Here is a 22,095-nt window from a genome sequence, read left to right on the forward strand (position 1 = left end):
TCGCCGAAAAACAGGCGAATCGTCCTATCCGCACCGTGCCGCCGCTGGCAGAGTGGATGCGTCATTCCTACCGATCCGGAGTCCGGCGTGGCCGACCTCAATCCTTCCCGCACGCTTACCTATCGTCCGTTCGCCGAAAGCGACCTGCCCGCCGCGCATCGGCTGTCGCAAGCGTTCAACTGGCCGCATCGGGTCGACGACTGGCGCTTCGTGCTGCAGCTCGGCAGCGGCTTCGTCGCCGAAGACGACACCGGCGTCGTCGGCACCGCGCTCGGCTGGCGCTTCGGCGAGTCGCACGCGTCGCTCGGCATGGTGATCGTATCGCCCGAACACCAGGGCCGCGGCATCGGCCGCGAACTCCTCGCGCGGCTGGTCGACGGCTTCGGCCCGCGCACGGTGTTCCTGCATGCGACGCCGGCCGGCGAGCCGCTGTACGCGAAGTTCGGCTTCCACGCGATCGGCACGATCGACCAGCACCAGGGCACCGTATTCCAGCCGCCGCTGATCTCGCTGCCGCCCGGCGAACGGCTGCGGCCGCTCGGCACGAACGACGGCCCGCGACTCGCGGCGCTCGCGTCGCGCGCGGCCGGCTATCCGCGCGACGCGGTGACCGACGCGCTGCTCGACGTCGCCAACGGCATCGCGCTCGACCGCGACGGCGAACTGCTCGGCTTCGCGCTGTTCCGCCGGTTCGGCCGCGGCCATGCGATCGGCCCGGTGATCGCGCCGGACGCGCTGCGCGCGCAGGCGCTCATCAGCCACTGGCTCGCGCTGCACGAGGGCATGTTCGTGCGGCTCGACGTACCGGGCGACAGCGGCCTGTCGGACTGGCTGCAGGGGCTCGGGTTGCCGCGCGTCGACACGGTCGTCGCGATGGTGCGCGGCGACGCGCCCGCGCGCGACCCGGCGCTGCGCGCGTTCGCGATCGTCAATCAGGCGCTCGGCTGAGCCACGCATCCGATGAGCTTCGTCTACAAGGCCGATCCGGTGCGCGGCGCGCAATGGGCACGCCGCTTCGCACAGCAAGCACCCGACCTCGCGTTCCGGATCTGGCCGGACATCGGCGATCCGCACGCGGTGCGCTACCTCGCCGCGTGGCAGCCGCCCGACGATCCGGTCGCGCTGCTGCCGAACCTGGAGATCGTGTTCTCCGTCGGCGCCGGCATCGACCAGTTCGACCTGTCGCGCGTTCCCGCGCATATCCCGGTCGTGCGGATGATCGAACCCGGCATCGTCGACGGCATGGTCGAGTATGTGACGCAGGCCGTGCTGACGATCCATCGCGACCTGTTCGACTACGCGGCGCAGCAACGCGCGCAGGTATGGCACGAGCGGCCGGTGCGCGCGGCCGCAGCGCGCCGTATCGGCGTGCTGGGGCTCGGCACGCTCGGCCAGGCCGTGCTCGACACGCTGCGGCGCTTCGGCTTCCCGTGCGCCGGCTGGAGCCGCACGCCGCGCACGCTCGACGGCGTCGAGTGCCATGCGGGCGATGCGGCGCTGGACGCGTTTCTCGCGCGCACCGACATCCTGATCTGCCTGCTGCCGCTGACGGACGACACGCGCGGGCTGCTCGGCGCGCGCGTGTTCGACGCGCTGCCGGCCGGCGCGTCGCTCGTGCAGGTCGGCCGCGGCCCGCAGCTCGACGCGGCCGCGCTGCTCGCGGCGCTCGACAGCGGCCGGCTCGACAGTGCGATCCTCGACGTGACGGACCCCGAACCGTTGCCGGCCGGACACCCGTTCTGGACCCATCCGCGCATCCGGATCACGCCGCACATCGCCAGCGCGACGCGGCCCGACACCGCCGTCGACGCCGTGCTCGCAAACCTCGCACGCCATCGCGCGGGGCAGCCGATGATCGGCGTCGTCGATCGCGCGCGCGGCTACTGACCGCTCATCCGCACCGGCGCGCGGGCGCAGCAGAAAATGCCGAAGCGCGCGGTGCAAACGCCGCGCCCGTATGTTTCAGCCGGCAAATTGAAGGCACGCGCGAATTTCTCGCTCGTTAGGATGACTCCATCGCTGACACCCGACGAGAGTCCCGCCCTGCCATGACCTACTCCGCGCTGATCGAAGCCGATCGCCAACACCTGATCCACCCGGTCGTCAATTACCGCACGCACGAGGCGCGCGGCGTCACCGTGCTCGACTCCGCCGACGGCGTGTTCCTGCGCGATGCGCAAGGCCACACGCTGCTCGACGCGTTTTCCGGCCTGTGGTGCGTGAACGTCGGCTACGGCCGCGACAGCATCGTGAAGGCGGCGGCCGACCAGATGGCGAAGCTGCCCTATGCCACCGGCTATTTCCATTTCGGGTCGCAGCCCGCGATCGAGCTTGCCGAGCGGCTCGCGGCGCTCGCGCCCGCGTCGCTGAACCGCGTGTACTTCACGCTCGGCGGCTCGGACGCCGTCGATTCCGCGGTGCGCTTCATCACGCACTATTTCAATGCGACCGGCCGCCCGACCAAGAAGCACATGATCGCGCTCGAGCGCGGTTATCACGGCTCGTCGTCGATCGGCGCCGGGCTCACCGCGTTGCCCGCGTTCCACCGCCATTTCGACCTGCCGCGCGCCGACCAGCACCACATTCCGTCGCCCTACCCGTATCGCCACCCGCTCGGCGACGATCCGCAGGCGCTGATCGCCGCGTCCGTCGCCGCGCTCGAAGCGAAGGTCGCGGAACTCGGCGCGGACAACGTCGCCGCGTTCTTCTGCGAGCCGGTGCAGGGCTCCGGCGGCGTGATCGTGCCGCCGGCAGGCTGGCTGAAGGCGATGCGCGACGCATGCCGGCGCCTCGGCATCCTGTTCGTGGCCGACGAGGTGATCACCGGTTTCGGCCGCACCGGCCCGCTGTTCGCGTGCGAGACCGAACGCGTCGAGCCGGACCTGATGACCGTCGCGAAGGGCCTGACGGCCGGTTATGCGCCGATGGGCGCGGTACTGATGTCCGACGAAATCTACGAAGGGATCGCGGGCAGCCGCACCGATTCCGCGGTGGTCGGGCACGGCCACACGTATTCCGCGCATCCGGTCAGCGCCGCGATCGGCCTCGAGGTGCTGAGGCTCTATCACGACGGCGGGCTGCTCGCGAACGGCCAGGCGATGGCGCCGCGCTTCGCGGCAGGCCTTGCCGCGCTGCGCGACCACCCGCTGGTCGGCGATGCGCGTTCGGCGGGCCTGCTCGGCGCGCTCGAACTGGTGGCCGACAAGGCGAGCAAGACGCGCTTCGACCCGGCGCTGAACCTGCCCGACCGGATCACCGCGGCCGCGTACGCGAACGGCATCGTGTTCCGCGCGTTCGGCGACGGCGTGCTCGGTTTCGCGCCGGCGCTGAGCTTCACGGCCGGCGAGTTCGACCTGATGTTCGAGCGCGTGCGCAAGACGCTCGACGACGTGCTGGCCGACGCGGGCGTGCAGCGCGCGCTCGACGCCGCCCACGCGCAGCCGGCGTAAAGCGGGCGAGGGAAAGCCGGACTTGTGGCGGCTACCGTTCGACTCTAAAGTAACCGGACATTCCATTTCTGCCTTCTCACGCGAACATGACGGACAGCAAGCTAGACCGGATCGACCTGCGCATTCTTTCCCAGTTGCAGAAGCGCGGGCGCATGACCAACGTCGAACTGGCCGATGCGGTCGGGCTGTCGCCGAGCCCGTGCCTGATCCGCGTGAAGCGGCTCGAGAAAGCCGGCTACATCGCCGGGTACGGCGCGCACATCCAGCTCGAGAAGCTCGGCGACGTGCAGGTGGTGTTTACCGAGGTCACGCTCGCCGACCACCGGCGCGAGGACTTCGACCGGTTCGTCGCGGCGATCCGCGATGTCGACGAGATCGTCGAGTGCCATCTCGCGAGCGGCGGCTACGACTATCTGCTCAAGTTCGTCACGCGCAGCGTGAGCCACTACCAGACGATCGTCGAAGGGCTGCTCGAGCAGAACATCGGCATCGAGAAATATTTCAGCTACGTGATCATCAAGTCGCCGTTCGTCAAGCGGCACTATCCGCTCGAATCGCTGTTCGGCGAACGGCACTGACGCGCGGCGGGCGGCCGCCGCGCCGTACGCGCGTCATCGCTACGCGCCCGCCTGCCGCCGTCGAGCCGCCCTCATCCAAGGACCTGCCATGCCGCTTACCCTCTCCCGCACCGAACTCGTTCGCAGTGCAAACCTGATCGACGGCACGTGGCGCGACGCGCTCGACGGCCGTCGCTTCACGATCACCGATCCGGCGACGCTCGAGCGCGTGGCCGACGCGCCCGACAGCGGTTCTGCCGACGCGCGTGCCGCGACCGACGCGGCCGTGCGCGCGCTGCCCGCGTGGCGCGCGACGCCGGCCCGCGAACGCGCGGCGATCCTGCGCGCGTGGCATGCGGCGATCGTCGCGCACACCGACGATCTCGCGAAACTGATGTCGCGCGAACAGGGCAAGCCGCTTGCCGAAGCGCGCGGCGAAGTCGCGTATGGCGCGTCGTACGTGCTGTGGTTCGCCGAGGAAGCAACCCGCACGTACGGCGACCTGATTCCGCAACAGCAGCGCGGCAAGCGGCTGAGTGCGGTCAAGGAGCCGATCGGCGTCGTCGCCGCGATCACGCCGTGGAATTTCCCGCTCGCGATGATCGCGCGCAAGATCGCGCCCGCGCTCGCGGCCGGCTGCACGGTCGTCGCGAAGCCGGCCGAGGACACGCCGCTCACGGCACTCGCGCTGGCGTTCCTCGCGCAGGAAGCCGGCGTGCCGCCCGGCGTGCTGAACGTGATCGCCGCATCGCGCGAGCACGGCATCGATGCGGTGGCCGACTGGCTCGCCGACGGCCGCGTGCGCAAGATCACGTTCACGGGATCGACGCCCGTCGGCAAGCTGCTCGCACGCGAATCGGCCGCGACGCTCAAGAAGCTGTCGCTCGAGCTCGGCGGCAATGCGCCGTTCATCGTGTTCGACGATGCCGAGCTCGACGCCGCGGTCGACGGGGTGATGGCCGCCAAGTTCCGCAACGGCGGCCAGACATGCGTGTCGCCGAATCGCGTGTACGTGCAGGCCCGGATCTACGACGCATTCGCCGCGAAGCTCGCCGCGCGGGTCAGTGCGCTGAAAGTCGCGCCCGCGACCGACCCCGCCGCGCAGATCGGCCCGATGATCAACGCACGCGCGGTCGACAAGATCGCGCGCCATGTCGACGATGCGCTCGAGCGCGGCGCCCGTGTGCTGACGGGCGGCCGGCGCCTGCCCGAACTGGGGCCGAACTATTACGCGCCGACCGTGCTGGCCGATGCGGCCCCCGGCATGCAGCTCGGTTGCGAGGAGACGTTCGGGCCGGTCGCCGCGCTGTTTCCGTTCGATACCGAGGACGAAGCCGTCGGCGCCGCGAACGACACGCCGTTCGGGCTCGCCGCGTATTTCTACACGCAGGACGTCCGGCGGATCGCGCGCGTCTCGGCGCGGCTCGAAACGGGCATCGTCGGCATCAACGAGGGCGCGCTCGCGAGCGAGGCCGCGCCGTTCGGCGGCGTGAAGGAATCGGGCTACGGCCGCGAAGGCTCGCGCTACGGCCTCGACGACTACCTGTCGATCAAGTACCTGTGCCAGGGCGGGCTCGACTGATCGCACGCCCCTTCCTTACGTTTTCGTTACCCGGTACGCCGCCATGACCGCTTTCACGCCCTACCCGATCGAGGTTTCGTTTCCCGACCTCGCGCCGCACCGCGCGGGCAATACCGGCGTCGACCACGTGTACCGCTTCGCGTCGGGCGAAGCCGGCCCGAACGTGATGGTCAACGCGCTCACGCACGGCAACGAAGTCTGCGGCGCGATCGTCGTCGACGCGCTGCTGGCGCTCGACGTGCGGCCGCGTCGCGGCACGCTCACGCTGTCGTTCGCGAACGTCGCTGCCTACGCGCGCTTCGATCCCGCGAAGCCGGACGCGGCGCGCTTCGTCGACCAGGATTTCAACCGCGTGTGGACGCCCGCCGTGCTCGACGATCCGTCGGCCCGTTCGGTCGAACTCGATCGCGCCCGCGCGCTGCGCCCGTTCGTCGATGCGGCCGACTGGCTGCTCGACCTGCATTCGATGCATGAGCGCAGTGCGCCGCTGATCGTCGCGGGGCCGCTCGACAAGGGCGTCGCGCTCGCGCGCCGCGTCGGCGCGCCGGCCACCGTGATCCGCGACGAAGGCCACCCGGAAGGCACGCGGATGCGCGATTACGCGGCATTCGGCGAGCCGGGCAGCCCGAAATGCGCGATGCTGGTGGAATGCGGGCAACACTGGGAAGCGCGCGCGGTGGACGTCGCCCGCGACACCACGGCCCGCTTCCTGGTCGCGTCCGGCGTGGTCGAGCCCGGCGACCTGCCCGCCGACTGGTTCCTGCCGCTGCCCGACACGATGCGCGTCGTGCAGGTGACGGAGCCCGTGGTCGCGACGAACGGCGTGTTTCGTTTCGCGGGCGACTACACCGGGCTCGAACATTTCCCGGACGCCGGCACCGTGATCGGCTGGTCGAACGAGGTCCCGGTCGTGACGCCGTACCCCGACTGCGTGCTCGTGATGCCGTCGCTGCGGCAATTGCGGCCCGGCGTCACCGTCGTCCGGCTCGGGCGGCTCGTCGACGAATCCGGCGCGCCCGCCTGACGGATCGGCTTCAACGCAACCGGCGCGGCGGCCGCACACGTTTGCGGCAACGCCGCGCCGATTCGCTTCGCATGCAGACCTCCATTTCCTCGCATACCTGCCGTTAACCCGGATTTCAGCGCAGCCTCGGTCATCGCATCGGGCTTCCCCCACGAGCGCGAGCATGTCCGCATCCACTTCCATCGAGAAAATCGCCGACTGGGCGGGACGAAACCATCTTGTCGTCGGCGCGCTCGGCACACTGATGTCGCTCGCCGCGCTGAGCATCAGCGCGATGACGCTGTGGGCCATGAGAAGCGGCGTCGTCGAGCACGCGCACGAGACTTCGCGCAACGTCGCCGCCGTGCTGGTCAGCGAAATCGCGCGGACCGTCGAAACGTCCAACAACGCGCTGATCGCGCTCGCATCCGATCTCGGCAAGCCGGAGGTCGGGCACATGGACGCCGGGCTTCGGCACGATCTGCTGTTCCAGCGCGCGGCCGCGCAATACGTGACCGGCATGGGCGTGACGGACCGAAACGGCCGCCTGATCGACGGCTGTTGCGGCCCGTCACACCACTGGGACTTCAGCGATCGCGACTACTTCAAGGTCCATCGCGACTCGGCGAACGTCGGCCTTTACGTATCGGAGGCCTATCGCGCGCGCTCGCGCAACGGCAAGGAGTCCATCGCGCTGTCCAGGCGCATCGAAGGTCCGGACCACTCGTTCAACGGGATCGCGATCGTTGCCATCGACATCGCCTACTTCGATCAGCTGCTTGCCCGACTGAACGTCGGCCCGAACGGCATCAGCGCGATCCTGCGCACGGACGGCACCATCCTGGCCAGAAATCCGCCGCTGAGCGAACACCAGATGGTTCGACTGAGCCGATCGAAGACCTTCGATCGCATGCTGAACCAGGATTCGGGGTTCTATGCGTCCTACTCGCGCATCGACGGAACCTTGCGGCTCTATACGTTCCAGCGGGTGCCCGGCACCCCGCTGATTGCCGTCGTCGCCCCTGCCGAGCGCGACGTGCTCGCCGGTTTCACGCGCATGTCGTGGTCGGTCGGCGTGTCGGCGTCGTTCATCTGCGCGCTCTTCTGCGCCGTCGTCTGGCTGCTCGCATTCGCATTGCGGGACAATCTCCGCAAGCAGACGCTGCTGACCGACCTCACCCGCACCGATCCGCTGACGGGCCTGCACAACCGCCGTGCGCTCGACGTCGCGCTGGCCGACGAATGGAAGCGACTCCAGCGCAGCAATGAAGGCAGCCTGTCGGTGCTGTTCATCGATGCCGACCACTTCAAGCAGTACAACGACCGATACGGGCACGCGCAGGGTGACACGGCACTGAGGTTCCTGGCCGAATGCATCCGGACTCACACGCGGCGGCGCGCCGACGTCGCCGCGCGCTACGGCGGCGAAGAGTTCGTCGCGGTGCTGCCGGATACGAGCGAAAGCGGCGCCGCGAAGGTCGCCGAGGCCATTCGCGCGGAAGTGGAACGCAACCAGCTCGCAGGATTCGCCGAGACGGTTCCCCCTTTCACGGTGAGCATCGGATACGCGACCGGGCATCGCGCACGCCCGGCGTCCATCGACGCGCTCACGCATCAGGCAGACCTCGCGTTGTATACGGCGAAGCGCCACGGTAGAAACCGCGTGTGCCGCGGCGACACGGGATCGCTTGCGCAATCGGCTTGACGGCCGTTGCGGTCGACTGCGGGCGCTTTTTCCTTTCGGCGTCCGTCTCGCCCGGTAATGCAGCGTACCGATCGCCGGCCGCGCGATCGTACCGCTGCCGCCGTTCGCCGGTGCCGGCAATCCGGCGGTTTCGCGCCCGGAACGTGAAACGCCTTCCATTCCGGGCTGGCGAACCCGCGTCGATCGACAATCTCATGGTCATCCAGACAGATAGTGACAGTTTCATGACCATGTCGCTTCCGAAATCACGCACTCGATAACGTCTGAAGTAAAAACCTCACGCGAGAACGCTCCGAATAGTGCGTTCTTGACCATTCTGAAGTTTCTCAACCCGCAAACGATTGCGCTTTTCAATCACCCTAAATACTTTTTTAACCAATCCGATAATAAGGAACGCTACCCAACATCAATGCAACGGATCCTGAATGATGACTAGCAAACAGTTAACGGTTCGCACGAAGCTCACCCTTACATTTGGCCTTCTGGCATGCGTGGTGCTGCTCGTTTCGTTCCTCGGCATCGTATCGCTCAGCAACGCGAACGAGGTATTCGCGAATTACGTCAATGGCCTCAACGCTCGCGCCGACCTGACGGACAAAGTACGCGTCGCCGTCGATCGGCGCGCCATCGCGGCGCGCAACCTGGTGCTCGTGGCAACGCCACGCGATACGGAGATCGAGAAGGAAGCCGCGCTGCAGGCCGACCGCGATGTCAGCGCGCGGCTCACCGAACTCAGGAACGCCGTTGGTGAAGGCACCGACGCGACGGACAAGGCGCGCGAGCTGGTGCGGAAAATCAACCAGATCGAAACCACGTATGGCCCGGTGGCGCGGGCGATCGTCGACGCCGCACTGAACAACCGGCGCGATCAGGCCATCACGATGATGAACGAACAATGTCGACCGCTTCTGGCGCAACTGGTCGACGCAACACAGGCCTATGCGCTGTACACACACGAACGCTCCGTGCAGATGGTGAAAGAGTCGGAAGACCGCTATGCGTCGCGGCGGTTGCTGCTCATCGTCATCTGCATCGCCGCCGTTGCGGGCGCGGTCGCGGCGGCCGTCATCATCGTGCGAGGGCTGACCCGTTCGCTCGGCACGGAGCCGGCCACGCTCAGCGACATCGCGCAGCGCATCGCCGGCGGCGACCTCGCCGCCGGATCCGCCACCGTCGACGCGCCGCGCGGCAGCGTGCTGGCTTCCATGCGCGAAATGCAGGCCAATCTGGTGCGGCTGATTTCGCAGGTCCGCATTGCATCCGGCAACGTCGCGACAGGCGCGAGCGAAATCGCGTCCGGCAACCAGGATCTGTCGTCGCGCACGGAACAGCAGGCCGCATCGCTGCAGGAAACCGCATCCAGCATGGAAGAATTGACGTCCACCGTGCGGCTGAACGCCGACAATGCGCAGCAGGCGAGCTCGCTGGCCAATAACGCATCGGAAGTCGCGCAGCGCGGCAGCACCGCGGTCGGCCTGGTGGTCGAAACGATGACGGACATCAGCGACAGCTCGACGAAAATCGCCGAGATCACCGGGATGATCGAAGGGATCGCGTTCCAGACGAACATCCTCGCGCTCAACGCGGCCGTGGAGGCGGCGCGTGCGGGCGAACAAGGCCGCGGCTTCGCGGTCGTCGCAAGTGAAGTGAGAAGTCTCGCGCAACGCTCATCGACCGCCGCGAAGGAAATTCGGCAGTTGATCACGCAATCGGTCCAGAAGATTCAGGATGGCTCGCGTCTCGCGCACAACGCGGGCGACACCATGAACCAGGTCACGCAGGCGGTGGCGCGCGTGACGGACATCATGGGCGAGATCGCGGCGGCATCGAGCGAGCAGAGTCGCGGCATCGAACAGGTCAACCTGGCCATCACGCAAATGGATGAAGTCACGCAACAGAATGCGGCACTCGTCGAAGAAGCCGCCGCCGCATCGAAGTCGCTCGAGGAACAGGGAAGCCAGCTTGCCGAATCGGTATCCCTGTTCCGGCTGGAGGCGAGCGCATCGCACGCGTAGCAGCGTCGCACCACTACCGACATCCATATTGCTCGACACCCGTCCCGTTCAGGAACACAAACTAAACATCATTCCCCGAAAGCGGGACGCTCTCGATCGTGCCGAATGACGTGAAGCGGTTTCGTAACCGTCGCGTCACGATCGGCCACCACAATGCTCCGTCTTCTACCCTCAGGATGGAGTTTGCATGTTTGCGTCACCGAGCCGTCTCCCGCTGCACATCGCAGCGCTGTCGACCGCGATCCTACTGGCTGCCTGCGGCGGCGACGATGTCGTCGCAACGAACTCGACGAACGCCGCGGTCCCGGCGCCGCCGGCCGACCCCGGCTTCGTCGACAGCGCGCCCGTTCCGAGCGTGCCCGCGTTCGTCGACAACGTCGCGACCAACCAGCGCGGCGACGCTCGTTATGCAACGCTGTCGACCAACGCCGCCGTGCGCGTGGTGAGCCGCTTCCTCGACCTGTGGCAGCCGTCGACGATGCTCGTCGATGCGGGCGTGACCGCGCCGGCCAACGGCGCGTTTCCGGCCGTCTCGCCTTCCACCTGCACGGGGTTGCCCGGCAGCGGCACGCCGTGCGGCACGATCCTGAACGACGCGGTGCTGTCGGCGAACGTGCAGTACGTGATCAACGCGACGACCGCGCGCACGCCGCAGCAAGCCGACGCCGCCTATTACGACGACCGGCGTGGCAAGGGCTACAGCGTGACGGACGGCATGGGGCCGCTTACCGCGGCATGGCGCACCGCGGCCCAGCAGACGACCAGCATCACCAGCGTGCCGGCCGATGCCACGACCGTGCTGTACAACGACACCGGCAACAACGTCGGCGTGGGCAGCAGCAGCGGCAACGCGAGTTTCGGGAAAGTCGTCGACCTGCTCAACGAAATGGGCAACAACGCGTCGACCGAACCCGCGAAGCGCTTCTACAAGTATGCGCGGCCGTATCGCTGGAGCCCGAGCGTCGTCGTCGCGCCCACGCTCGTGCCCGCGGAAAGCACGACGCCGGCGACCGACGGCGGCTTCATCAGCGGCCACCAGGCCGAAGCGATGCGCGATGCCGTGACGATGGCGTGGCTCGTGCCCGAGCGCTTCCAGGAAATGGTCGGCCGCGGCCTCGAACTTGGCGAGAACCGGATCCTCGCCGGCATGCACTCGCCGCTCGACGTGATCGGCGGCCGCATGCTCGCGCTGGCCGTCAGCGCGGCCAACCTCGCCGCGTACGCGAGCGATGCGCAGGCCGCGTATGGCCAGGCGCACCAGACGCTGCAGCAGCTCACCGGCACCACCGATGCGACCTTCCCGGCGTTCGCGCGCTCGGGCGCGACGGCGACCGACCGGTTCGCCGACTATGCGGCGAACAAGGCGGCCTTCACGCGCCGCATGACGTACGGTTTCGGCGCGATCGACGCGACCGGCGCACCGCCGGTCGTGCCGAAAGGCGCGGAGATCCTGCTTCAGACGCGCTTCCCGTACCTGGGCGCGGACCAGCGGCGCGTCGTGCTGAAGACCACCGAACTGCCGTCCGGCTATCCGGTGATGGACGACGCGGAAGGCTGGGGCCGGCTGAACCTGTTCGCCGCCGCCGACGGCTACGGCGCGTTCAACGGCAACGTGACCGTCGCGATGGATGCGTCGAAGGGCGGCCTCAACGCCGCCGACCTGTGGCGCAACGACATCGCGGGCGCCGGCAAGCTGACGCTGCAAGGCAGCGGCACGCTGACGCTGGCGGGCAACAACAGCTATACGGGCGGCACGCAGGTCAGCGGCGGCACGCTCGCCGCCGCTTCCACGATGGCGTTCGGCAACGGCGACGTGTATGTCGGTTCCGGCGGCGGCATCCGGATCGCGGCCGGCGCGCCCGTCACGATCACAACCCGCTACACGCAGCTCGACAACACGACGCTCGAACTCGACATCGACGGCAACGGCGGCGGACGCCTGCGCGTGGGCGGCGCGTTCACCGTCGCGGGCGGCACGCTGCACGTGAAGTTCGTGAACGGCTATGCGCCGAAAGCCGGCGACACCATCGCGCTGATCGACGCGGCAGCAGGCGCCGCGAAGTTCTCGACGGTGACGGTCGACGGCTTCAAGGCGACGCCGGTCTATACGGCAACGGGCGTGTCGATCACGCTGCCGGCGGCATAAGCGGCTGCGGGCATCGATCCGTGCCGGCGGCCTCGGCTATGCAAAGCGGCCGGATGCCGGCCCTTCGTCGCGCATGCCGGCTTCGCCCGACGGGTGAAGCCGCGTGCCGAAGCGCCGTTGCAGATCGATGATCGCGGGCAGGTTGAAATCATGGACGTCGGGCACCGTGCCGCCTTGCCGGCGGGTCACCTCGGCACAAAGCTCCAGCGCACGGGCGCGGGTCTCGGCGAGCAGCCGCAGCGCCTCGCCGAGCAGCCCCTTCTCCAGGTCCGACAGATGAAAGTCCCGGCTGGTCTCGCCGACCGCCGGTTCGCGCATCAGGGTATGCATCGCCGGTTCTCCTTCGCAGTCCGATTGCGCGGGCGGCCGCACGCCGCCGCGCGTCTCACATGATCGCGCCGCGCAGCCACGGCACGAACTCGCGGTCGCCGATGCCGTTCTCTTCGCTGCAGGTCTTGCGTCCGGACGCGACGTCGAGCATCAGCCGGAACAGGCGTGCGCCCGCGTCGTCGACGCTCAGCGAACCGGTGACGATCCCGCCGCTGTCGAAATCCATGTCCGATCGCATCCGCTCGTACAGGCCGGTCGTCGTCGCGATCTTGACCGTCGGCACCGGTTTCGACCCGAACACCGAACCGCGCCCGGTGGTGAAGCAGACGAGATTCGCGCCGCCGGCGACCTGCCCGGTCGCAGACACCGGGTCGTAGCCGGGCGTATCCATGAAGACGAGGCCGGGCTGCCGCACCGGCTCCGCGTAGTCGTAGACCGCGCGAAGCGTCGAGCGTCCGCCTTTCGACACCGCGCCGAGCGACTTCTCGAGAATGGTCGTGATGCCGCCGGCGATATTGCCGGGCGACGGGTTGTTGTTCATTTCGCCGCCGTTGTCGGCAACGTAGCGCTCCCACCACTGCAACCTGCCGCGCAGGCGCTCGGCCACGTCGCGCGACGCCGCACGCGCGATCAGCAGATGCTCCGCGCCGTAGATCTCGGGCGTCTCGGACAGAATCGCGGTTCCGCCGTTGCGCACCAGCAGATCGACGGCCGCGCCGAGCGCCGGGTTCGCGGTCATCCCGGAGTAGCCGTCGGACCCGCCGCATTGCAGGCCGACCGTCAGCCGCGCTGCCGGCACGGCGCTGCGACGGGCGCCATCGGCTGCCTCCAGCAACTCGCGCACGATCGACATGCCGCGGGCAACCGTCTCGCGCACACCGCCCTCGTCCTGGATGACCAGCGTGCGGACCGTGCCCGGCGCCGACGCGTCGAGCCGTGCCGCGAGCGCCCGGACCTGGTTGACCTCGCAACCGAGGCCGACGAACAGCACGCCGGCGAAATTCGGGTTGCGCGCATAGCCGACGAGCGTGCGCCGCAGCAACTCGACCCCGTCCCCGGTCGCCGACATCCCGCAACCGCTCTGATGGGTGATCGCGACCACGCCGTCGACATGGCCGAACGCATCGAGCGCATCGTGCCGATACGCATCGGCGATCGCATCGCATACGCTCGCCGAACAGTTGACGCTCGCGATCACGCCGATGTAGTTGCGGGTACCCACGCTGCCGTCGGGCCGCACGAATCCGTCGAAGGTATCGCTGCGGTCGGCCGGTGCGTCGCGCGCCGCGCCGACGGGCCCGTCGTCGTGCGCATGCCGCTCGGGCATCCCGACATTGTGCACGTGCACGTGCTCGCCCGCGGCGATGTCGCGCAGCGCGATGCCGATCGACTGGCCGCATTTGACGACCCGCTCGCCGCGCGCGATCGGCGCCGTGGCGATCTTGTGGCCGGCCGGCACCGCGGCCGCCGGCCGCAGCGGCGTGCCGTTCACGTCGATCGGCCCGTCCGGCGCTAGCGCGTCGAGCGCGACGGCGACGTTGTCGTTGCGGTCAAGGATCACGACTGCCGGCTGGTTCATGGTGCGGTTCTCCCGGTGGTTGCCCCGCGCATCGGATCGCAGCGGGCAGCGATGTGCCGCAAGCGCGGCTGCTCGGCCGGCAGTGCCAGCGACTCCGCGAGCGCGAGCAGCGGTTCGATCCGCCGCGCCACCTTCTCGCGATGGTTTCCGGCGATATCGGCGAGGCGGTGCGCGAGATACGGATTGAGAAAGCGCTCGCGCACGCTGTCGACGTAGCGTTCGGCCGTTTCGCGCAAGCCCAGCGCGGCGAATACCGGTGCGACTTCATCGCGCCACACCGCCTCGAGGCCGTCGCGCAGCCGCACGTCGCTCATGGCGTCGAGCACCGTTTCCGATGCGGGGCGCCCCGTGACGAGCCACTGCTCCGCGAGCCAGCTGTGCCCGAGGTTGAGGAAAAACAGCTTCAGGCGCTCGTGGCTGCGCAAATCGTCGGTGACGACGATCTGCGCGTGCCGGCACGGCAGCGTCATGCCGGCACGCCGTTCGATCGCCCACAGGGCATAGGGCTCCGCGACCGCGCCGACCGGATGGATCGGCTCGGACACGATGCGGTCGACAAGCGAGTTGACCCAGACGCAGCGGTCGTTCAGATAGTCGGCGAACGTGTCGGGCAGCCGCCACTGGCGCGCGAGGTCGAGCACGATGCCGCGCAGCGTGTCGCCGTTGTCCGCGACCAGCTCGCACGGCAGCACGCAGACGCCGTCGTCGGGCCGCACCCGCCAGCGCGCATGAAGCAGCGCGAGCAGCTTCGCGGGAAAGCCGTGCGGCGCCTGCTCCGGGCGATCCAGCAGGTCCGCAGAATCGCGCGGGTCGGTGCGATAGCCCGCGTCGCCGGTGTTCGACACGATGACGCGCACCGTCTCGATCGCCGCGCGCCGAATCTCGGCCCAGTCGGCCTCCGCATCCCACGCGCGGCGCACCGCGCGGCACTCGACCCATTCGTCCACGACCCGGCCGCCATCGCGTCCGCGAATCCGCACCGGATAGTGATCGGCCGCGCGCAGCGCGTCGATGCGGGCGCGGCTGGCCGGATGGCCGGTCGTCTGCACGATGCCGATACCGCCCAGCGCGTCGCCTTCGTCGAGCGCCTGCGACACGAACAGGTCGACGTGCGCGAGCAGGAAACGGCTCGTGCCGAACTGCAGGATCGGCGGCGTCATGACGTGCGCTCCGGACGTCGCGTGAGGCGGATCAGCATTCGACGAGCGCCTTCACGACGGTCTGCCCCGCGTCCAGCAGGCGCGGCAGCGCGTCCGGCACGTCCTCGAGCCGCATCCGGTGCGTATTCAGCGCGCGGTCGGGAACGCGCCCCGCGCGCATCGCGTCGAGCACGGTCGCGAAATCCTCGGCCGTCGCATTGCGGCTCGCGAGCAACGTGGTTTCCCGCTTGTGGAATTCCGGATCCGAAAACGCGACGTGCCCGCGCACGATCGAGATCAGCGTGTATTTGCCGCCGTGCGCGACGAATTCGAAACCGCGGTTCATCGCATCGAGGTTGCCCGTCGCGTCGAACACCGCATCGAAATACTCGCCGTCCGTCAGCGCCGCGAGGCGTGCCGCGTCGTCCGGCCCGACCTCCACCGCCGCGTCGACACCCAGGTGCTGCCGGCAAAACGCCAGGCGGTCGGCCCGCGTGTCGAGGCACGTCACGTCGGCGCCGCGCAGCTTCGCGAAGATCATCGCGGCCATGCCGATCGGCCCGGCGCCGACGACCAGCGCCCGCTGCCCGGGACGGACCTCCGCGCGCCGCACCGCATGCGCGCCGATCGCGAGGAATTCGAGCATCGCCGCCTGGTCGAGCGAAATGCCGTCGGCCTTGTGAACGAACTGCGCGGGCACGCTGAGATATTCGGCCAGCGCGCCGTCGCGATGCACGCCGAGCACCTTGATGTTCATGCAGCAGTTCGTGTTGCCATGACGGCATGCCACGCAGTGCCCGCACGAGAGATACGGCATCACGTACACCGCATCGCCGACGCCGAGCCCTGACTCGGGCTCCGCCTCGACCACGACCGCGGACAGTTCATGGCCCATCACGCGCGGATACTCGAGATACGGCTGGGTGCCGGTGAAGATGTGCAGGTCGGTGCCGCAGATGCCGACGCGTTGCACGCGCAACAACACTTCGCCGCTGCCGCGCACGGGCAGTTCGCGATGCTGCACGCGCAGCACGCCGGGGGATTCGCAAATCACGCTGAGCATGTCGGGGTCCTTTCGATCAGGGTCATGCGCCGCTGCTCGCGGCGTCGATCCGGTAGAAGCGGCGCGCGTTGCCGCCGAAGAGGTCGGCAAGCGCCGCGGAGCCGAGGAACTGCGCGCAGTCGTCCTCGCACGCGGCCAGCCAGTCGCCGTAGCCGCCGCACGCAGACGCAACCCGCAGCACCGGCCAGTCGCTGCCCCACATCAGTCGCGCCGGCCCGAACAGGTCGGCCAGCGCACGTACATAAGGCCGCGTGCGGGCGCGCACGGCGTCCGTGCCGGCCGACGGCCCGGCCTCGGTCCACAGGCCCGACAGCTTGCAGTGCAGGTTCGGCAGGCTCGCGAGGCGGCGCATCGCCGACAGCCACGGCTGCAGCTCGCCGCGCTCGACGAACGGCTTCGCGCCATGGTCGATCACGATCGGCAGATCCGGGTAGCGCCGCGCGAACGCATGCAGCGCATCGAGATGGCGCGGCATCACCAGCGCATCGAAACGCAGCGCATGCTCGAGCATCGCGGCGACCGCGCGATCCAGCACCGGATCGTCGATCCACGCATCGTCGGGCAGATCCTGCAGCATCGGTCGCAACCCGCGCGCCTTCGGCGCCGCCGCAAAGGCCGCGATCCGCGCGGGCGCGTCGGCGGCCTTCAGGTCGATCCAGCCGACCACCGCGCCGACCGTCGGGGTTTCGTCCGCGAGATCGAGCAGGAAGCGCGTGTCGGCTTCGCTCGGCAGCGATTGCACGAGCACGGTGCCGTCGATGCGCGCCGCGTCGAGCAGCGGCGCCAGATCGGCGGGGCCGAAATCGCGGTGAATCGCGTCGAGTTCGGCCGGTGGCCAGCCGCCGGCCCGTGCACCGATCCGCCAGTAGTGCTGATGTGCGTCGATGCGCGCCGTCATGCGCGCGCTCCCGGAACCGGGGCGCGCGCCGCGATCAGCCCTTCGTCGCGCAGCGCGGCCCACAGTTCGGCCGGCACGGGGCGCTCGAACCATTCGATGTTCTGTCGCAACTGGGCCACGCTGCGCGCGCCGACCACGCACGACACGACCGCCGGATGGCCGAACGGAAACTGCAGCGCGGCGGCGGCCAGCGGGACGTCGAAGCGCATGCACAGCGTGCCGAGCCGCGTGGCCTTGTCGATCACGTCGGCGCTTGCATCCGCATAGTTGAACTTGCCGTTGCCGGCCAGCACGCCTGAATTGAATACGCCGCCGACCACGATGCCCGTCCCCGCGCGGCTGCACGCGTCGAGCAACGGTTCGAGCGCCGTCTGTTCGAGCAGCGTGTAGCGGCCGGCCAGCAGCACGGCATCGAGCGCCGCTTCGTTCAGCGCAGCGGCGGCGACTTCCCATTCGTTCACGCCGAGGCCGAACGCGCCGATCTCGCCGCCCGCACGCAGCGCATCCAGCGCGCGAAACCCGCCGCCGCGGGTCAGCTGTTCCCAGTAGTGCGCGTCACGATCGCCGTGCGTCATCGCGCCGATGTCGTGCACGTACAGGATGTCGATCCGCGCGAGCCCGAGCCGCTGCCGGCTGTCGTCGTGCGACCGCATGATGCCGTCGTAGCTGTAGTCGTAGACGGGCCGGAACGGCAGCGGCTCGGCCCAGCCGTCGTCGCCAGGGCGCACGCTCGCGTCGGCGCGCATCAGGCGCCCGACCTTCGAGCTGAGCGTGAACGCGCCGCGCTCGCGCGGGGCGAGCCCCGCGCCCACGCGCCGCTCGGACAGCGTGTAGCCGTAATACGGCGCGGTATCGAAGTAGCGCAGGCCGGCGGCCCACGCGGCTTCGACGAGCGAGCCGGCATCGGCGGCCGACATCGGGCGATAAAGGCCGCCGAGCTGCGAGCAGCCGAGGCCAAGCGCGGACACCGTCAGCCCGCTGCGCGGCAATGCGCGCATATCGTTTGCGTTCATGAGTCGTGACAGGGTGCGGGAAATAGGCACAGGCGGCTTGCGCGGTCGCTCAGTACAGGACGTTCCTGGCCGCCTCCGAATCGAGGTTCTGCTTGTCGACCATCACGACGCCGGTATCGATCAGCTTCGGCGCCGGCTTGCGTTCGACGACGTCGAGCGCCGTGCGCACGCCCTGGTTCCCCATCTGCCACGAGCCCTGCACGGCGATCGCCTGCACCGTGCCGTCGCGCACGAAGCCCTGCAGGTCCTCGTTGCCGTCGAACCCGATCGCCACCACCTTGCCCGCCTTGCCCGACTGCTTCAGCGCGCGGCCCATCCCGACCGCGGTCGGCTCGTTCGCGCCGAAGATGCCCTTCAGGTCGGGGTTCGCCGACAGCACGTCGGTCGTCTGGTTCAGCGCGTTCGCCATTTGCGATTGCGAGTAGTACGGGCCGACGACCTGCAGCTTCGAATGGCTCGCGATGTACTTGCGGAACCCGCCGACGCGGCTGACTTCGGAACCCGCGCCCGGCACGTACGACATGATCGCGATCTTGCCAGACTGCCCGACGCGGTCGATCAGCGCCTTCGCGCAAAGCGCGCCCGCCTTCTCGTTGTCGGTCGACAGGAATGCCTGGTAATACGGCTTGCCGGCGTCCGAGATCGCCGAGTCGATCAGCACGACCGGAATGTGCGCTTCCCACGCCTTCTTGATCGCGGGCACCAGCGCATCGGGATCGGACGGCGCGAGCACGATGCCCGCCACGTGGCGCGTAACCGCGTTGTCGACCATGTTGACCTGCCCGCTGATGTCGGACTCGGCCGCGGGGCCCTGGAACGTCATCGTGTAGCCCTTGGCGCCGTCGAGCGCCGCCTTCGCGCCTTTCTGCACGTTCTGCCAGTAGTTCGAGTTGACCGTCTTGACGATCACGGCGATCTCGCCGCCCGCCGCGTACGCACCGCTGTTGCACACCGCGAACAGGCATGCCGATGCTGCCAGCAGGATGGATTTGTTCATGTCTCGCTCCGCTTCTCGTTGGTGGGAACTGCTGCCGGTCAGGGCCGGCGATTGCGCAACTGGTCGATCCAGACCGTGCCCAGGATCACGACGCCGATGATGATCTGCTGGATGAAGCTCGACACGCCGTTCATGTTCAGGCCGTTGCGCAGCACGCCGATCACGAATGCACCGATCGCCGTGCCGGAAATCGTCCCGACGCCGCCCATCAGCGACGTGCCGCCGATGACCGAACTGGCGATGGCGTCGAGCTCGTACATGACGCCTTCGTTGGGCTGCCCGGTGACGAGCCGCGACATCAGCACGCAGCCGGTCACGCCGGCGAGCGCGCCGGACAGCACATACGTGAAGAGCTTCACGCCCTGTACGTTCACGCCCGACAGCCGAGCCGCCTCCGCGTTCGACCCGACCGCGTAGATATGGCGGCCGAGCGACGTTCGCGACAACAGCACGGAAACCACGACGAACAGCACGACCATGATCACGACCGGATACGGAATGCCGGGAAACGTCGTGTCGGGGAAGCCGTCCGCGCCGATGCGCGAGATGCGCAGCAGCGCGCCGTTGCCGAGCGCGCCGAACGCGTCGCCGAGATCCGATACCGGCCGTGCGCCCGTGATCTGGAGCGCGATGCCGCGCGCGACGAGCATCATGCCGAGCGTCGCGATGAACGGCGGCAGGCCCATGCGCGTCACGCACATGCCGTTGACGAACCCGCACAGCGCGCCGACCAGGATCCCGGCCGCCATGGCCGCCGGCACCGGCACGCCCGCCTTGACCAGCAGCGCGGACGAGACGCCGGCCAGCGCGAGCACCGAGCCGACCGACAGGTCGATGCCGCCGGTGATGATCACGCAGGTGGCGGCCACGCCGAGATACGCGATGGAGGTCACCTGCAGGCCGACGGTCATCAGGTTGTCGACCGAGAAGAACGCCGCGCTCGATACGGAAAACGCGAACACGAGCGCGACCAGGCTGCCCAGCGCCGCGAACTTCTGGATGAGATCGCGCCGCCGCTGTCGCGCCGCCCTTTCGTCGGCCTGGCTTCGATCCGATGTCATTTCAAGCATGGGAACGCCCCGACGCATAGTGCATGATCTCCTCCTGACTGGTGTGTTTGGTGTCGAGAAATGCGGTCAATCGACCTTCGTGAAAAACGGCGATCCGGTCGGTCATGCCGAGCAGTTCCGGCAGTTCCGAACTGATCAGCACCACGCCGACGCCGTCGGCGGCGAGCCGGTCCATCAGCCCGTAGATCGCGAACTTCGCGCCCACGTCGATGCCGCGCGTCGGCTCGTCGAAGAACAGGATCTTCGAACCGCGGTAGAGCCATTTGCCGATGACGACCTTCTGCTGGTTGCCGCCGGACAAGTTGCGCACGATCTGCTGCACCGACGGCGTGCGAATCGCGAGGTCCTGCACATAGCGCCGCGCCACATCGAGCTCGTCGTCGAAACGCAGGAAGCCCAGGCGCGACGCAATGCCCCGCACGTTCGCGAGCGTGAGGTTCGCCGCGACGGGCATCGGCAGCGCCAGCCCCTCCTTCTTGCGGTCCTCCGACAGATACGCGATGCCGTGGTGGATCGCCTCGCGCGGCGAGCGGATCGTCACGGGCCGGCCGTGCAGCGCGATCGTGCCGCCGTCCGGACGGTCCGCGCCGAAGATCGCACGCGCGACTTCGGTGCGCCCGGCGCCCATCAGTCCCGCGAAACCCAGGATCTCGCCCTTGCGAAGCGCGAACGACACCGGCCCGAACACGCCGTCGCGGCGCAGCTCCCGCACGTCGAGCAGCACTTCGTCGGTCGGCGTCGACTGCCGCGACGGATACGCGTCGTCGAGCGTCCGTCCGACCATGCGCGCGACGATGTCGTCGATGCTCACGTCGACGAAATCGTCGGTCGAGATGTGGCGCCCGTCGCGCAGCACGGTCACGCGATCGACGATCTGCGCCATTTCGTCGAGCCGGTGCGAGATGTACAGAATCGCCACGCCGTCGGCACGCAGTTCCTCGATGATGCGAAAGAGCTGAACCGTTTCCGACTCCGTCAGCGACGACGTCGGCTCGTCCATGATCAGCACGCGCGCGTCGTGCGACAGCGCCTTCGCGATTTCGACCATCTGCTGCTGCGCGATGGACAGCACGCCGACCTTCGTCGTCGGTGCGACGTTCAGGCCGATCCGCGCGATGCAGCGTGCCGCATCCGCATTGAGCCGTTTCGTGTCGACGAACGGCCCGCGCCGCGGCTCGCGCGCGAGGTACAGGTTCTCCGCCACGCTCAGGTGCGGCACGAGATTGAGTTCCTGGTGGATGATCGCGATGCCGGCCGCCTGCGCTTCGGAGGCCGAACGAAACCGCACCGGCGCGCCGCGATAGCGAACGACGCCCTCGTCGGGCAGGTACTGACCGCTGATGATCTTCATCAGCGTGGACTTGCCCGCGCCGTTTTCACCGCACACCGCATGCACCTCGCCGCGGCGCAGGTCGAGCCGAATCCCGTCGAGCGCGAGGACGCCCGGGAAGCGCTTGCGAATCCCTTCCAGGCGCAGGATCTCCCGGTCCGCTTCGACCTGTGGGGCCTGTGGGGACTGACCGGGCAGATTGCGAGGCATTGCCATTGC

18 protein-coding genes are annotated in these 22,095 nt (G+C 68.6%); 9 read left to right on the forward strand and 9 right to left on the reverse strand.

Annotated features, from left to right (window positions below):
* The first annotated feature begins 87 nt into the window (after positions 1–87).
* The 9 genes from DM992_RS34175 to DM992_RS34215 all read left to right on the forward strand — a co-directional run bounded on the left by DM992_RS34175 (position 88) and on the right by DM992_RS34215 (position 12,457).
* A complete protein-coding gene (locus tag DM992_RS34175) occupies positions 88–948 on the forward strand; it encodes a GNAT family N-acetyltransferase (protein ID WP_111020703.1) in 861 nt (286 codons plus the stop codon).
* A gap of 12 nt (positions 949–960) precedes the next feature.
* A complete protein-coding gene (locus DM992_RS34180) occupies positions 961–1,887 on the forward strand; it encodes a glyoxylate/hydroxypyruvate reductase A (protein WP_111020704.1) in 927 nt (308 codons plus the stop codon).
* Between the two features lie 161 nt (positions 1,888–2,048).
* A complete protein-coding gene (locus DM992_RS34185) occupies positions 2,049–3,449 on the forward strand; it encodes an aspartate aminotransferase family protein (protein ID WP_111020705.1) in 1,401 nt (466 codons plus the stop codon).
* 86 nt (positions 3,450–3,535) lie between these two features.
* Positions 3,536–4,027 (forward strand): winged helix-turn-helix transcriptional regulator, encoded by a 492-nt coding sequence (locus tag DM992_RS34190; protein WP_034182400.1) that lies wholly within the window; start codon positions 3,536–3,538, stop codon positions 4,025–4,027.
* A gap of 88 nt (positions 4,028–4,115) precedes the next feature.
* The gene (locus tag DM992_RS34195) at positions 4,116–5,588 is read left to right on the forward strand and encodes an NAD-dependent succinate-semialdehyde dehydrogenase (RefSeq protein ID WP_111020706.1); all 1,473 of its coding nucleotides are present in this window, start codon (positions 4,116–4,118) and stop codon (positions 5,586–5,588) included.
* A gap of 43 nt (positions 5,589–5,631) precedes the next feature.
* The gene (locus DM992_RS34200) at positions 5,632–6,612 is read left to right on the forward strand and encodes a M14 family metallopeptidase (RefSeq protein ID WP_111020707.1); all 981 of its coding nucleotides are present in this window, start codon (positions 5,632–5,634) and stop codon (positions 6,610–6,612) included.
* A 163-nt stretch (positions 6,613–6,775) separates the two neighbouring features.
* The gene (locus DM992_RS34205) at positions 6,776–8,296 is read left to right on the forward strand and encodes a sensor domain-containing diguanylate cyclase (RefSeq protein ID WP_111020708.1); all 1,521 of its coding nucleotides are present in this window, start codon (positions 6,776–6,778) and stop codon (positions 8,294–8,296) included.
* Between the two features lie 428 nt (positions 8,297–8,724).
* Positions 8,725–10,311 (forward strand): methyl-accepting chemotaxis protein, encoded by a 1,587-nt coding sequence (locus tag DM992_RS34210; RefSeq protein WP_111021592.1) that lies wholly within the window; start codon positions 8,725–8,727, stop codon positions 10,309–10,311.
* 187 nt (positions 10,312–10,498) lie between these two features.
* A complete protein-coding gene (locus DM992_RS34215; protein ID WP_111020709.1) occupies positions 10,499–12,457 on the forward strand; it encodes a phosphatase PAP2 family protein in 1,959 nt (652 codons plus the stop codon).
* A gap of 36 nt (positions 12,458–12,493) precedes the next feature.
* Here DM992_RS34215 and DM992_RS34220 read toward each other — a convergent pair whose 3' ends face one another.
* The 9 genes from DM992_RS34220 to DM992_RS34260 are packed head-to-tail and all read right to left on the reverse strand — an operon-like array spanning position 12,494 to position 22,092.
* Positions 12,494–12,787 (reverse strand): hypothetical protein, encoded by a 294-nt coding sequence (locus DM992_RS34220; protein WP_111020710.1) that lies wholly within the window; start codon positions 12,785–12,787, stop codon positions 12,494–12,496.
* 55 nt (positions 12,788–12,842) lie between these two features.
* On the reverse strand, positions 12,843–14,366 hold the full coding sequence (locus DM992_RS34225; RefSeq protein ID WP_111020711.1) for an altronate dehydratase family protein: 1,524 nt from the start codon (positions 14,364–14,366) through the stop codon (positions 12,843–12,845).
* Complete coding sequence (locus DM992_RS34230) at positions 14,363–15,526, reverse strand: mannitol dehydrogenase family protein (RefSeq protein ID WP_111020712.1); 1,164 nt, start codon at positions 15,524–15,526, stop codon at positions 14,363–14,365. Before DM992_RS34230 ends, DM992_RS34225 begins: the two co-directional genes overlap by 4 nt.
* A gap of 31 nt (positions 15,527–15,557) precedes the next feature.
* Positions 15,558–16,568: a zinc-binding alcohol dehydrogenase family protein gene (locus DM992_RS34235; protein ID WP_111020713.1), complete on the reverse strand. Its 1,011-nt coding sequence runs from the start codon at positions 16,566–16,568 to the stop codon at positions 15,558–15,560.
* A 22-nt stretch (positions 16,569–16,590) separates the two neighbouring features.
* Positions 16,591–17,466: an amidohydrolase family protein gene (locus DM992_RS34240; protein WP_111020714.1), complete on the reverse strand. Its 876-nt coding sequence runs from the start codon at positions 17,464–17,466 to the stop codon at positions 16,591–16,593.
* Positions 17,463–18,479, reverse strand: a complete 1,017-nt coding sequence (locus DM992_RS34245) for an aldo/keto reductase (RefSeq protein ID WP_111020715.1) — start codon at positions 18,477–18,479, stop codon at positions 17,463–17,465. Before DM992_RS34245 ends, DM992_RS34240 begins: the two co-directional genes overlap by 4 nt.
* A gap of 49 nt (positions 18,480–18,528) precedes the next feature.
* A complete protein-coding gene (locus DM992_RS34250) occupies positions 18,529–19,476 on the reverse strand; it encodes an ABC transporter substrate-binding protein (RefSeq protein ID WP_111020716.1) in 948 nt (315 codons plus the stop codon).
* A gap of 38 nt (positions 19,477–19,514) precedes the next feature.
* A complete protein-coding gene (locus DM992_RS34255) occupies positions 19,515–20,546 on the reverse strand; it encodes an ABC transporter permease (RefSeq protein ID WP_111020717.1) in 1,032 nt (343 codons plus the stop codon).
* On the reverse strand, positions 20,539–22,092 hold the full coding sequence (locus DM992_RS34260; protein WP_111020718.1) for a sugar ABC transporter ATP-binding protein: 1,554 nt from the start codon (positions 22,090–22,092) through the stop codon (positions 20,539–20,541). Before DM992_RS34260 ends, DM992_RS34255 begins: the two co-directional genes overlap by 8 nt.
* Between the last annotated feature and the right edge of the window lie 3 nt (positions 22,093–22,095).

Origin of the sequence: Burkholderia sp. JP2-270, from assembly GCF_003233675.1 — a bacterium.
Classification (GTDB): Bacteria; Pseudomonadota; Gammaproteobacteria; order Burkholderiales; family Burkholderiaceae; genus Burkholderia; species Burkholderia pyrrocinia_C.